At 49.8% G+C, this 13,553-nt stretch carries 11 protein-coding genes; 4 read left to right on the top strand and 7 right to left on the bottom strand.

All coding sequences use genetic code 11. The features are described from left to right. Positions 1–525: 525 nt before the first annotated feature. Positions 526–2,823, bottom strand: a complete 2,298-nt coding sequence (ptsP, locus tag JW881_01455; protein ID MBN1696153.1) for a phosphoenolpyruvate--protein phosphotransferase — start codon at positions 2,821–2,823, stop codon at positions 526–528. A gap of 203 nt (positions 2,824–3,026) precedes the next feature. Here ptsP and JW881_01450 point away from each other — a divergent pair, with 203 nt between their 5' ends. Further along, positions 3,027–3,656: a hypothetical protein gene (locus tag JW881_01450; protein MBN1696152.1), complete on the top strand. Its 630-nt coding sequence runs from the start codon at positions 3,027–3,029 to the stop codon at positions 3,654–3,656. Between the two features lie 164 nt (positions 3,657–3,820). On the opposite strand, the gene JW881_01445 is transcribed toward JW881_01450, so the two are convergent. The 4 genes from JW881_01445 to JW881_01430 all read right to left on the bottom strand — a co-directional run bounded on the left by JW881_01445 (position 3,821) and on the right by JW881_01430 (position 9,849). Then, positions 3,821–4,459 carry a cellulase family glycosylhydrolase gene (locus tag JW881_01445; protein MBN1696151.1) on the bottom strand — a complete coding sequence of 213 codons (639 nt, stop codon included), beginning with the start codon at positions 4,457–4,459 and terminating at the stop codon, positions 3,821–3,823. A gap of 573 nt (positions 4,460–5,032) precedes the next feature. Then, positions 5,033–5,578, bottom strand: a complete 546-nt coding sequence (locus tag JW881_01440; protein ID MBN1696150.1) for a GNAT family N-acetyltransferase — start codon at positions 5,576–5,578, stop codon at positions 5,033–5,035. A gap of 42 nt (positions 5,579–5,620) precedes the next feature. After that, positions 5,621–7,717 (bottom strand): hypothetical protein, encoded by a 2,097-nt coding sequence (locus JW881_01435; GenBank protein MBN1696149.1) that lies wholly within the window; start codon positions 7,715–7,717, stop codon positions 5,621–5,623. Between the two features lie 158 nt (positions 7,718–7,875). Continuing rightward, positions 7,876–9,849: a cellulase family glycosylhydrolase gene (locus JW881_01430; GenBank protein MBN1696148.1), complete on the bottom strand. Its 1,974-nt coding sequence runs from the start codon at positions 9,847–9,849 to the stop codon at positions 7,876–7,878. Positions 9,850–10,129: 280 nt separating this feature from the next. On the opposite strand from JW881_01430, the gene JW881_01425 reads away from it, so the two are divergent. The 3 genes from JW881_01425 to JW881_01415 are packed head-to-tail and all read left to right on the top strand — an operon-like array spanning position 10,130 to position 11,114. Next, on the top strand, positions 10,130–10,519 hold the full coding sequence (locus JW881_01425) for a hypothetical protein (GenBank protein ID MBN1696147.1): 390 nt from the start codon (positions 10,130–10,132) through the stop codon (positions 10,517–10,519). A 52-nt stretch (positions 10,520–10,571) separates the two neighbouring features. Beyond that, positions 10,572–10,802, top strand: coding sequence for a C40 family peptidase (locus JW881_01420; protein MBN1696146.1), 231 nt, complete (start codon positions 10,572–10,574; stop codon positions 10,800–10,802). A 60-nt stretch (positions 10,803–10,862) separates the two neighbouring features. Next, complete coding sequence (locus tag JW881_01415) at positions 10,863–11,114, top strand: C40 family peptidase (GenBank protein MBN1696145.1); 252 nt, start codon at positions 10,863–10,865, stop codon at positions 11,112–11,114. Between the two features lie 237 nt (positions 11,115–11,351). Here JW881_01415 and JW881_01410 read toward each other — a convergent pair whose 3' ends face one another. Together JW881_01410 and JW881_01405 are read right to left on the bottom strand one after the other, a co-directional pair. Beyond that, a complete protein-coding gene (locus JW881_01410; GenBank protein MBN1696144.1) occupies positions 11,352–12,539 on the bottom strand; it encodes a hypothetical protein in 1,188 nt (395 codons plus the stop codon). Between the two features lie 186 nt (positions 12,540–12,725). After that, the coding region (locus JW881_01405; GenBank protein MBN1696143.1) for a hypothetical protein at positions 12,726–13,553 on the bottom strand (828 nt) is incomplete at its 5' end.

Below are 13,553 nucleotides of genomic sequence, written 5' to 3'. Positions count from 1 at the left end.
GCATGTTAATGCATCGAACGCACTGCTGGCAGCAACATTCATGCCATGTCGATTATAACGAATGCCGGCAGGTCTTCTTTCGGATCGTGTAAACGAAAAAAGACAGCCGGCGTTTATAGATACATACGCTTTTTCGTCAACAAGAGAGCACTCGGAAACGATCGCTCTCTTTTTTTATTGAAAACAACCGTTATAGTCACTACATTTATTCAAGCGACAATAACGAAAACGCGTATATATTCGAACGGTAAGAATTTCAGGCTAAAGGCAATACCGGCTGAGGATTTGCCGTGACACGCAGACGGAGACCCGTCTTTAGTGCGGTTTTCTCATGTACATGTTCTAAATAACATAAATTGTTAATTAGTTCCTGTGGATTAATTATTTAAACTAAAAAGGTAATATAGATTCAATTAGGGAATATATGCAACGTTGTCATCTGTTACAGCAAACCTTTTGTATACTTGAAAGTAGGATATCAATATGAACTGATCATATAAAAAAAGGTTGAAAATTCGAGATAGTTTACGGATTTTTTCCGTTTTCAATGAGAAGGGCTTCGATTTCCCTTATCGTATCGAGCCGTAAAAGCCTGCGGGCGAGTCTTTTTGCCTGCCGGACGGACATGCGCCGGATATGTGCTTTAAGCGCGTTTATATTTTTCGGCGATACGCTGAACCTGCGTATTCCGATCCCCACAAGAAAAGGAAGAATCCGTATATCCGAGGCGATCTCCCCGCAAAGGGTGGGTGTAACGCCATGCCTCGAACAGACGGCCATGATACGGTTCAAGATCTTGAGAATCGCGGGGTGGTATGAGATATAATGATCGGATATGGCTTCATTAGTGCGGTCCACACCCAGTGTGTATTGAATGAGATCGTTCGTTCCGATGCTGACCAGCCTTGTTTCTCTCAAAAGCGATTCGAGAATTTCGACGGCGCATGGGAGTTCGATCATCGCCCCTGTTTCCGGCGATACCGAGCAGGGGGTCTTTTCTTTTTCCAGTTGATCGATACATTCGCGAACGATTTTTTTTGCCTCGCAAAAATCATCGAGTGAAGCGACCAGTGGAAACATGATCTTCAGGTTATACCCGTCACCTGCACGGAGCAACGCTTTCAGCTGGGTCGTAAAAATCTCGGTATTCCTGAGAGAAAACCGGAGTGACCTGAGCCCCAGAAAGGGATTCGCCTCGCTGACATGGGCGTAATAGGAAAGCAGTTTGTCCCCGCCCACATCGAGGGTTCTGAAGACGACCTCCCTCCCCTTCATCACCTCTAGCACCTTCCGATAAACCCTGTACTGTTCTTCCTCTGAAGGAAACGAGTTGCGGATGATAAACGGAAACTCGGTTCGATACAGTCCCACGCCGTCGGTGCTGGTTTTTTCGATCAACTCGAGTTCGCTCAACAGGTTGATGTTTGCAAGGACAGTGACGGGCGTCCTGTCGGCCGTAACGGTCTTCCCGGTGTCATCGTGCATCGTTTCCTTTGCCTGCATCATGGCCTCGAACAATTCACGATAATGCTTCTCGGTATCCGGTGACGGAAAGATATAGAGTACCCTCTGGTTGCCGTCGAGAAGAAGCGGGGTGTCTTCGGGAATCGAGAAGATTCTGGTGTCCTCGATATACAGGACCGGAATATTGAGTGAACGGGCGAGGATGGAAACATGGGAAGTAAGCCCGCCCCTGAACATGATAATCCCGGCCGCGTTCTGGGCGGCCAGTTTAAAGAGTTGTGACGGCAGGAGTGTATCACAGAGGACGATCTGTCCGCCGTAGTCGGATCCTTCACGGTCGCCGCACAGATTCGAGAGAAGCCGGTGCCCAAGATCGAGGACATCCTGCGTTTTTTCCTGGAGTTTCGGATTGTCACTCTGTGAAAACAGGGTGACGAAATGCTGAACGACTTCGGTCACGGCCTCAAAAGGCGGCGCTCCTCCGAGTATTTTTTGCTCCATCTCGCCGGTGAAACTGGAATCTTTGAGCATGAGAAGATGCGCGCTGAAAATAAGCGAGGCGATATCATAAAGTCTGGCCTGGAGGGATTCCTGGAGGTCTTTCAACTGTGTTTCCGTCTCCCCGAGGGCTTTCCGAAAATCTCCCAGATGTTTTTCCCTTTCGGCCGCCGTCATGCCGCTTTTCGGACATTTACCATCGGTGTAACGGGAATTGTCCACGTTATCGCTTTCCGATTCACGAAACCATTTCATCACATTACTCAATCGGACCGAGTTGCCGCGGGCGACACCTGACGACACGGAAATGCCTTTGAGAAAGGACGGCGGCGGCCCCTCCTGTTTTCTGGAAGCGGACGCGGCGGGTGAGTGCATATCGAGGAACAGTTGCGCTGAATCGATCGTCGCGGACAACTGGGCCGCGATCGCGTTCAGGGCCTTTTCGTCGGTGACGGTAAAATGATCCGGCGACGGATGCTGGACCACGAGGACCCCGAGCCGCTGTATCCCACGGTAAAGGGGAACCGCGAGAAACGCGTCCGATTGTTTTTCCCGGGTAAGGGGAAGGTATTTGAAAAAAGGGCTGTCCGAACCTTTTGCCACGCGAATCGTCCTCATTTCCCTGAAAACGGCTCCGGTAATACCCTCTCCCGGTTTCAATGTCGTTTTTCCGACCGCGGTATCGGCCAGACCGAATGTGGCGCGAAGAACGATCATATCGGAGGCTTCATCGTAGAGGTAGATCGAACAGACCGATGCGTTCATGTGGCGGGCGATCATCTTCACCACCCGCGAAAGGAAATCCCTGAGGTCGGTCGTTCCGTGAAAAAGAGAGGAGAGCTGACTGATGTTCCATATCAAATCGACGTTGTCCGCGGACTTCATACGTGGAAGTATACGATATCCGACGTATATTGTCGAGTGACCGGTCGCGGCCGTACTGACGGGCATTGTAACAATGAGAAAAAGAGAGTACAATAATAACGGGAAAAAGAAAACCGTCCGGGGTAGTGCCGCCTGCATGTATTGTCATGGTATCGATTTATTATTGAAGGGGATGCGTTATGTCTGACAAAGAGCGAATGGCCGCGCTCGAAAAAGAGCTTGGACTGAAAAAACAGAACAGATGGCTTTATCTTTTCGGAATAATCCTTTTGGTCCTCATCATCGCGGTCGTGGGCGCCGACCTGCTTCTGAACCAGTGGAAATCGGTCACGAAGGGACTCAATCCTCAGGAAGTGGTCGAGTTGTTCTATTCCGCGGTCAACAAACTCGATTCCTTTACAATCACCCACGCGATCGATCCGCGCTATGTCACCGCCTTTCACAGCAGAATCGTATTGAACACATTAAGCGGGAATATTACCAACATGCAGGATATATCGCATATCAATCGGCATGTCGCATCGAATGCCGTCGTCTACAGCCCGGAACAATGGTTCAAAAAAGGCAGACCCCCGCTTGTCTCCGGCGAACGCGTTCTGGGAATCGACAACCTCGTTATCAGGAGATTACATCACAGCCGGTACGAGGTGACCTACGATTATTACCTTACCGGCGTTCCCGAAGAGGGAAAACCCGTACTGCCGTTCGCGACAAGGTGCGTGGATATCTGCTCTCTTGATAAAAAGACGGGCGACTGGCTGATCGTCGGAATCGATCAGATCTCCGAGACCCCGCTTGCCCTTGAATAACATAGCGCGCAACCCTTCGATTATCGCGCGCAATCCTTCGATTATCGCGCGCAATCCTTTATATATAACACGTCGCCCTGATGTCCCTCCGTCCAGTCCTGCAAGCAACGATTCGGTAATTTCATCAACAGGGGACCGGTTCCGGCTGTTCGCCCGGCACCACTTCATGATCGAACCCGACGAACTTTTCGCCGCTCTGCCAGAGGGCCGGTTTTATGAAGTTGTATTTCGATGAATCGATCGACGCCCAGCTCGAATCGGCAAAAATACCTCAGGTGTCGCCCGTGTTCGGATTCAGGCACCAGAAGGTGTGGTTTTTTTTTGTATTCTGAAATCAAGTCACGGAGGTATCCCATCCATTTTGTATTGACGCCGTCCATTTTGCCTCCCCATTCACCGATCAAAAGGGGTGCGGTGTTTTCCCGGTAAATGAAAAACCAGAAGTGTTCCCAGACCGTGTCCATGGTTTCCCGTGTAAAGTTTCCTTCGAACCACGGCTGGTTGTACACCGAAGGACCGTAATCGTGCGGGGAGTAGACGAGTCTGTCCTGACGGCCGCCCGGGTCGACGGGGTTATCGCGGACACCCATGAGATTGCCGTCCCACCACGTCCCGTGCACGGTCAGGTCCAACCAGTCGGGGAGGGTCACCCCAAGTTTTTGGGAAATGTTGGGGGTATCCGGATCGATATAACTCCCGATTCCCTCGACGAGAATGAGGAGATTGGGATTTTCGCGAGGATGGTGGAGGCGATATCCGCAGAAGCCTTTCTCCAGTCGTTCGCGTCGTTTGAATCGTCCCATTTCACATCCACACCGCTGTTGCCGTTGTGCGGTTCGTTACTCAAATCCGCCGCAAGAACGGCATCGGTATCCTTATACCTGCTTTATACATTGTTTACTATAACTTCCCGGAATTATATACAAGCCGTTTACCTATTTTTATAGGATATTAAAAGAGGACCGCAGGCGCCGTTGCCTGAGACACGGGGCGGAGGACGCGGTCTCCGGTACAATATTCATGCTTTTTTTTTTCCGCTATTGATTCATTACGTTTTTTTCATTTATAATTATCGAAAAGGCTCCTTGTTTCTTCCCGCTTCTTTTAACGTTTACCGAACGAAAGAATTGGGAGCTGAACCACTATCGAAGAATGATGGAAGGAGAAATCCCATGGCAAAAACCAAGGATAAGTCGAAAAAAAACGAGAAGAAAAAACCCCAGCACAACCTGAAGGAAAAACGAAAGGCAAAAAAGGAAAAAAAGACACAGCAATAATCCGGACCTTCCGTTTCGCGCCTTGTCGGATAAATGATGCCGGAAAATCGCTTCCGGTCATTAATGTATCGTCGCTTTACGGTTCGCACCCCCGGTAATTCACGACCGGTCGTTGTTATCGCCCGAATAAAAATCCTGCCTGGTCAGTGAAAACTGGCACATGTCGATATAGGTGTCCTTTTCCAGCACCGCTCCCCGCGCGTTTCCCTCCCGGGTGAAACCGGCCTTTAGCGCCACCTTTTGCGATGCGATATTGTCCGGATGCGTCCGTATTTCAAGCCGGTTGACGTTTTTTGCACTGAACAGATAGCCGCATAAAAGCTTCACCGCTTCCGTCATGATTCCTTTGCGGCGTTTTTTCTCTTCGAACAGGCGGTACCCTATCTCGTATGAACTAAAATACGCGACGCTTTTAAAAAAATTGATATACCCCAGAATGGCATCTTCCTTGTCGACAATCAGCAAGCGGCCGAAATTGTCGTCCCAGCATCCGTTTTCTTTATACCGTTTCCGCATAACCGATTCGGGCTCGAGTCCCATGTAATAGTAATCGCCCCTGTTTTCTATGTCATTGTAAAGCGCTTCGAACGTCTCGATGTCCTTTTCCCGCATGACCCGCAGGTTTATCATTTTTCCTTTTATCATTGTATACTCCTCATCTCGTCTTGTCTCTGTGATATCCGGCCGTCAGCAGAAACGGTCGATCAGGCCGACATAATACCGGGCGATGAGAAGGGCGTCGACGATATCGATCGTCCCATTGCAATTGGCATCCGCCCGGCTTTGGTCGAAATTCGATGGCGCCAACCCCACATAATACTGGGCGACCATCAGGGCGTCCACGATATCGATCGCCCCATTGTTGTTCACATCCCCGGCGTTCTGCTGCTGGGGTGGGGCGTTCTCGCCGATAATCCGCACCATGTCGACGGGGATTGCCGCACCGCTCGAGTTCGCGTTCCGATTTCCCGTTATCCTTACTTTCAGGATATGGTTTCCCTGTTGTAAATCGGGACTCGACCAGACCTGCGCCTGTTCCAGGCGCGATGAGGAATAATAATCGATGAGAGTCTCCGTTCCGCCGTCGATCGATACGGCCGCGATACCGTGATTCGACGCGGTTGCAGCGAAGATTTCGATCCTTGTCCCGTGGAATCTCACCTGATAATAGTCACCCGCGTCGCTGTTCCAGTGATTGTCGTTCATATACGCCCCGGACTGACTCCCGTAATCCCAGGACCCGACATACTCGAACTGATTGTCGCCCGTTCCCGTCGTATTGTCGTTGACCGTCGTAATTTCTCCCGTGGCGCCGCCGCTTTCCACACCCGAAATAACGTAGGTGGTGATCGACTGCGCTCTGGCGGTGGATGAAAACTGTTTAGCTGAAAGTGAAATATCGGAAAGCCGGGTGTAATTTTCCGATGATGACGTCCGATAAACGGCCGCGGCCGATCCCACGGTATCGAATCCGCTTACATTATAGGTATACGAAATATCGCTTCCCGACGCGTTCCGCTGAACGATCACCAGTTTTTTGTCCGCGGTCCCCATAAAGGCCACGGCTTCCGAATTATTGATATCGATCATGACGTATCCGGGACGTATCGCCTTCGAGTACTGGGCCACAGCATAATATTTTTTCGTCAGATAGGAGGCTTCCGTTCCGTTTTCGAAATCGGCATGAATCAATCCCCAGTTTTTATTGAGGCTAAGCTGCGCCTGTTCGCTTTCCACCGCCTGCCAGAAAATCCATCCGTCGGGCCGCATTTCCCGCATGTCCCTGGTAATTCGCATCGCGATATCGAGCCCGGGCACGATGTCGTTATGATTGTGGGGATATTCGTCAAAGGGCGCACTCGCCCCGCTTCCGTCGCATTCGGACTGCCACAATAATTTTCCGTCCCGTGCCGCGATATCGTGCAATTCGGACCTGCGGGAGCCGCTGTACACGTGGGTGTTGATCTGATAGATACGGGATTTTGTCGTTGCATCATAGGAATTATATGAATCGATCGTATCGTCGATGCCCGTTTCATCCATGGCCGCTATTTTCGTCGAAAGCCCCTTCTCATCGAGTTTCGACTTTACTTCACGGATGATATCTCTCTGCAGGTTTTTGTCGAAATGGCAGCCTTCCTGTCCTCCGTTCGCACTCCACCAGCCCGCATTGGGCTCGTTCATCGGCTCGAGCGTTCTGAAGGTGATTCCCCAGTAATCCCGAAAGTGTTTGACCACCTCCGTAAGGTAATCGGCGAAATCATCGTAATAATCGCTTCTCAGATTGTTGCCGCCGCCGCTTGCGCCTGAGGCGCACCCGCTGACCGTCATCCAGTAAGGGGGCGAATTCGAAAATGCCTCGGCGATAAACTCATCCGCCGCTATTCTTTCTTTGGCCGCCTGGAGTATCCGGCGTTGATTCTCATCGGCGGACCAGTCGTACCCGCTTGCGGCCGACGGTTTGAAGCCTTCCATCTCCTTTCCGAACCCCATGTGATTGTGATCCGGGGCGTCTCCGCCGCCTATATTGTAGCGGATCAGATTGAGCCCGAGGCCTTTTTCAAGATCAAAAAGCAAATCCGCTATTTCGTTTCTTTTTGCCTCCGACCATCCGCCGATCACGTTCCCGAACCAGCAAAGCGAGGTCCCCCACCCTTCCGTTGTCTGGTAACGGACGGACGGATTGACGACGACCGTTGTCTGGGAAACCAGCGGCAGGCATGGGACCAGAAGAAAAACGACGGCGGCGACAATGATTGAAGCTGTTTGTTTTTTTTCCGACATGACATTTACTTCCTTTTGTTTTAATGTTCGATTGAAACAGGATTTATTATATCCGGAAATACACGTTCATGCAACATAATTCGGCGGGGAGGGATGAAGTGCCGTTTTTCTATCCCGGGGCCGGGCGGATTGCGGGAAACGGCGGTCCGTTTCATCCCTCACGTCTGTACCGGCAGCCGGGAAATTATTCCGACATAGTATTGGGCGACGAGGAGTGCGTCGACGATGGTGATTTCACCGTCCCCGTCGACATCGCCCGTTTCCGGTTGAGCGGTAAAGGCTTCCGGATCGAGACCGACATAATATTGCGCGATGAGGAGGGCGTCGACGATATTGACGGTGTTGTCTTCGTTGACATCACCCGGATTCGTCGACGGCGGCGCCGTGGCCGGCGGAGCGGTCGGCGGATTCGTCGGTGTCGGTGTCGGCGGTTCGGTGACGACCGGGGCCGATGTGGCATGGCCTTCCCCATACCAGTCCTTGACGAACTGTCCCATGTAATTTTCGTAGGTGTTTGCGGCCCCTCCGTAGGCGATACGGGACGAATCGATTTGTGCGCTCGATCCAAGAAGTTCCCAATCGATATTTTCCGAGCGGGAGCCCGTTGACCACATCATCGAGCGGTAAAGGTTGTCCCAGCACCAGGCGACAACCCCGACATTCCCGAATCCTGTGACATAATTCCTGAAGGGCTCGCCCCATCCCGAGGTGGTTCCCGCCGTGGGGGCGGTACCATTGAGTTCCCACCCGAACTCCGTCAAGACGACCGGCCGGTATTTTTGCGTGTACTCGAACCATGCCGGCAACCCGTGCTGGGGGTAAATGTGGCAGACATAGGCGACATTCGGCGAGGTGACAAAAAAGTCTTCATCGTATGCGGCGCCGGGATTGCCGGAGTTCGGCAGCTGCTGTGAATAATTCGGAGAACCGACCAATAGCAGATTATTTGCCGAGGCGGTCGAACCGAGGCCGTAGACGGACCAGTCGCCGTTTCTTATTGCCGATGTAAGCCGTTCCGCAAAATCGACGAAATCCCCGGTATTCGAATCGCCCAGGGAACCCCAATTGCCGCCGCCGGGCTCGTTGAATATCTCGAAAATCACATTCCCGTGGTTCGCCCATCTCGGCGATACTTTCTGCCAGAACTCCGCGATGTTCCGTTCATCCGATTCACCCCATCCGCGCCCGACAAAGTAATGCCAGTCGATAATCGCGTAAAATCCGAGATGAACAACGTAGTCGATCGAGCGGTCCAGGACGTCGGTACAAAACTGCTCCTTGTTCGAATAGGTATCCCATCCGATGCTGCCGATTTCCCAGTCGTCTTCATTGGCATGAAAAGTAAGCCGGATGGTATTCAGCCCCGCCCAATCCCAGGTAAGGTCGAGTACTTCTTCCAGTGTTTTGGGGTACATATCGGGAAAACTTGCGGGGTTGACCCTGCCGTTTTTTACGAGCAGGTCCATGTCCGGGGTACCGATTCCCTTGATGACAAAAACATTGCCGTTGCCGTCGACGATATTCCGGCCATTGACGGACAACGCCGGTAACGCGGGGGCCGGCGTGCCCGTCGGGGTTGGAGTGGCGGTCGGTTCAGGCGAGGGCGTGGGCTGATCGTTCGTTGAAATAAATACGAGTTTGTCGATATTGAAATCCGAACCGTTCATTTTGATTCTCATTGTCTGTTCCGATCCGGTAAGTTCGACGGGCCCGTAGGACTTGACCGTAAAATCGGTCCAGGAACCGTTTGTCGAAACGGATATGATCTCGGTGACGTCGATACCGTCCATGGCGATCTGCACGGCGTGTCCCATCTCTGCCGCCGAAGCGGTGTAAAGGTCGATATAATAGTATCCCCTTGAAACGGAAACCGAATACTGAAGCCACTCACCGGAGGCTATATAGGAAATATGATACCCGTTGTCGTTTGTTTCGATATCCACGTCATCGGACCGGTAGGCGCCGGTCGTGTTACCTTCCGTCGTATCGTGGTAGGCATTCCCTTCGCCGCCGAGATCATAATCTTCCGCCTCGATCGTTCCGGGAATAATAAACGGACTGCCGTGATACGGTTGTGCAAAAGCGCAGAGACTGAAAGCGACAAAATACAACACCGTCATTGCTTTTTTCATGGTCACACACTCCTTTTCAATTATAATTTTTTTATTTTCGTTTACATTATATATACTAAATCGTATTATTTTCATATATAATAGTGTGATTGTCAATTGTTTTTTCAACCATGAATACAAGAGTGCCCTTTCTGCGGTTTTCGTAAAAAAGCCCTTATGAAACAGGCGGTTTTTTGTCATTATCGTGAAAGGCGCTGAAATTTAAAATAATAAGCTTGAATATCTATGTAAGTTTTACTATCTTTGCATTGATATTCTTTTTCCGGGAATAATGCAGTTGATGAACAAGATTCAGGTTGAAAGCCTGCAGTTTGACAACATCAATCTCATCCTCACCGATACCGATGACGGCATCATGCTTTCCTTTGAAGGAACGATCGATATGGAATATCCCCAGTCGGTCCTCGATGATTATTTCGATCGTATTCATGTAGCGGTCATCGAAAAGGGAATAAAAACGGTATATTGTAACCTGGAAAACCTTCGGTTTATCAATTCAAGCGGGATTCGTTGCGTCATCAAATGGCTTTTGAAAATCAAAGATCAGACGGAAGCCGGTAAACAGTACCGCCTTGTTTTCTGTATCAGCAATCAAAACGAATGGCAGCTGTCCAGCCTCGGATTCCTGAAAGAGCTCTGTCCCAGTCTTATTCAATTACAGGAAGCGTGACGGCCCAGGCTCTCCATACATTGTTTTTATTGTTTCGGTGCTATCATTGTAAATGATGGCGGTAAATAACAAAACGATACATACCGTAACGTATCATGTTTTTATTTTCTTATTCATTTCTTTTTCCGTTTATGCAAATCCTCAAAACCAAGAAACCCTGCGAAGCTTTATTGTCAGGGAGGCAAAGACATATATCGGTGTACCTTACCGGTGGGGGGGAAAAAGCAGAAAAGGTATCGATTGTGCAGGGCTTGTCAATTGCGTTCTGCATACCCTTATCTGAAAAAAATACGGGACGATCGCCGAATACTACACGAATTATCCGAAGGTTTCCTCCAAAGCAATGCTTCCCGGTGATTTTGTTTTTTTTCGCATTAATGGGAAACTCGCCCATATCGGCATTTATGTGGGAAATAACGAGTTTATACACTCTCCGGCCAGAAACCAGTATATCAGAATCGACAAACTCGAAGCCTTCTGGGCTGATACGTTCTACGGGGCGAAAAAACTCTACAGAAAAGAATCCGCATACCGGGCGAACACTGTAAAAGAGAAGCGGAAGAGGCCCAGGGATGATAGAGACGGGAAAGGATAAAAAACAGTTTGCGAAAGAACTGTCAGGCAACCCCCTGCCTGCCGGGATATATGGATGCCCGTCGATCATATCCGTCTTCAATAATGCCGAAGGTACCGTGAAAATATGCTTCAAGCACAAAAATCCATCTTGAGGATGTTTTATATTACAAGCCGTCCCCATACCATTGAACACCCTGTAACAAATGAAATAAACCTTGTATAAAAGGCGATTATTTTGACAATGCAGTGCGCCCGGTTAACAGGGAAAGTTCGATATCAATCCGACATAATATTGCGCAACAAGAAGTGCGTCCACAATGTCGATGCCCCCGCTGCAGTTCGTGTCCGCGTTTGTGGAGACAAAGTTCTGCGGATTGAGACCGACATAATACTGTGCGACAAGAAGTGCATCCACGATGTTGATGGTTCCGTCTCCATTTGTATCACCCTTGTTGCCCGAAGGCGGGGATGTCGAGCCCCCTGATCGGAGATCCGGCAATTCGTCCCGGGTAATGACGTAGCTGTGATTGTAAACCGTATTGATATAAGAAGCCCCCTGATCGGTCAGGAATTCATTGTTCCAGTTATTGAAAAGCACGAATTTGACGCCCTGTGATTGGAGTTGTGAAGGATCGGGGATATAGCCGCATTCGTGAAGTGCGATCGGCATGGAAGTTCCGGCAAAACCCACTATCTTGCTGTAAATATCGGCATGTATTCCCCTGTCGTAGGTGTCGCCCCCGGCAAGGTCGCATCGCGAACTCCCGGGAAAAAAGGCCGATGAGGGTGTACCGCACTGAGGATTCATCCAGATCAGGTTGTTCAGACCTTTTGTATTCGTATAATAATCGTACATGAAATTCCAGAGGCGTAAAAACTGGCTGCCCCCTTCCATCGCCCACCAGAACCATGCGCATCCGTCTCCCGCTTCATGCCAGGGGGCGTAAATGACCGGTATATTGTTGTCCTGAAGGGTTCTCAGGGTTTCCGCCCCCGAATCGAGACGCTGTATGAATGTATTATACTCGCTTGTCCCCTGGGTGAGTACCTGATTGATCGAAACGGAAGCCTTGCTGCCTTCATAGGTATCCTGATTGTTCGGGGCACCCATATGCCAGCGGATCAACAGGATGCCGCCGGAATTCCACCACGAGATCGCCCTGCCTGTCATCGCACTTCCCCTGTAGAGTAAATCCATGCCCCTGATTGCCGGGTACTTTCCCGAACTCTGGTAAATGAACTCGTTCTCCTGATCCGGATTGCCGCACCATTCGCATTCCTCCTGGCCGGACAGGATATGATTTCCATAGGCACTGTATAAATAATCGAGCAGATTTCTGGCTATCTGGATTGTGTTCGGATTGACCGGATCTGCACCAAAAGCATTGCCTGTAAAAATCAGAATGATAAGAAAGACGAGGATTTTTTTGTGTTTCTTTTTCATTTGATTACTCCCATTTTATTAAATTTGTCAATTAATTGTTACAAATCTACTCTCTGCCCGTCTCCGGGTGGCAAAAAGCGATATACTAATTTGTATTTTATCAGATATAATCGAAGAGGGGAAGCATGTACCTTCCGATTGCAACTAAACCGGTTTATTTTTTTTAAAAATCTCTCCTGAAGGCAGTCATTTAAATCCCCCGAACAGATATTCTGAATGCTCAAGAAGCCCCGCCGTTATTTTTTCCGCGACAAGATCAAAGGCGACGTCCGTGTAATGAACATCGTCATAAAAGTAATCGAGTGATTTCGGTATTTCCTTGTCGAGATCGATACATACGACCCCCCGCTCACGTGCCAGATCAGCCACCGCTTCATTGTATTGGATGAACCCCGAAAGCGCGCTTTCGTACGTCCATTGCCCCTCCGCACCGATCGCTTCCTTGTTGAGCATATGCAGCCGGGGTCGTATTGCCGGGAGAGGATTCTCTTTGTAGAGTGACGGCTGGGTAAGCAGCACCACTTTGATATTATCGTGCTGTGCCAGCGTGATTATCGCTTCGAGGTTTCTCCTGAACGGAAGCAGTCCGGGAAACTCTTCCTGTGTTACCGCCTCGCGCTTCTTTGCGTACCAGAAAAAAGCAAAATTATTGGCGATAAAATCCTCCAGGTTGTTGTGTGGGATAATCCGGTTCAGCGGTCCGTAAAAATGGCCGTAATCCTGCCTGAATTCAGAATGGCTGAAATAGGAAAAATCGGCATTATGTAAAAGATCGTTTATCGTGTGCATGATGATGATAACATCGGGTTTTTTGTATCTGATATTTGTCTGGAAATTGATTAATGTATGAAGAGTCGTATACCATTGCCGCCCCTGGTTATAGACACGGATATCCGGGTTATCGAGAGAACCCTTGAGCAGTTTTTCCACACGGGCCGGCCATCCTTTCTGTTGTTTGTCTTTGAATTCGGTAGTCGAACCCCCAAGACAGACAATAGTGAAGGCCGCGGAATC

The sequence above is a fragment of the Spirochaetales bacterium genome (assembly GCA_016930085.1).
Classification (GTDB): Bacteria; Spirochaetota; Spirochaetia; order SZUA-6; family JAFGRV01; genus JAFGHO01.
The sequence above is the reverse complement of the archived record's forward strand: the minus strand, read 5'-3'. Positions and strand labels throughout refer to the sequence as shown.

Excerpts from the sequence above, each read along its gene's own strand:
- JW881_01450 (MBN1696152.1), top strand. The coding sequence starts at position 3,027 with ATGTCTGACAAAGAGCGAATGGCCGCGCTCGAAAAAGAGCTTGGACTG.
- JW881_01445 (MBN1696151.1), bottom strand. The coding sequence starts at position 4,459 with ATGGGACGATTCAAACGACGCGAACGACTGGAGAAAGGCTTCTGCGGA.
- JW881_01440 (MBN1696150.1), bottom strand. The coding sequence starts at position 5,578 with ATGATAAAAGGAAAAATGATAAACCTGCGGGTCATGCGGGAAAAGGAC.
- JW881_01435 (MBN1696149.1), bottom strand. The coding sequence starts at position 7,717 with ATGTCGGAAAAAAAACAAACAGCTTCAATCATTGTCGCCGCCGTCGTT.
- JW881_01430 (MBN1696148.1), bottom strand. The coding sequence starts at position 9,849 with ATGAAAAAAGCAATGACGGTGTTGTATTTTGTCGCTTTCAGTCTCTGC.
- JW881_01425 (MBN1696147.1), top strand. The coding sequence starts at position 10,130 with ATGAACAAGATTCAGGTTGAAAGCCTGCAGTTTGACAACATCAATCTC.
- JW881_01420 (MBN1696146.1), top strand. The coding sequence starts at position 10,572 with ATGATGGCGGTAAATAACAAAACGATACATACCGTAACGTATCATGTT.
- JW881_01415 (MBN1696145.1), top strand. The coding sequence starts at position 10,863 with ATGCTTCCCGGTGATTTTGTTTTTTTTCGCATTAATGGGAAACTCGCC.
- JW881_01410 (MBN1696144.1), bottom strand. The coding sequence starts at position 12,539 with ATGAAAAAGAAACACAAAAAAATCCTCGTCTTTCTTATCATTCTGATT.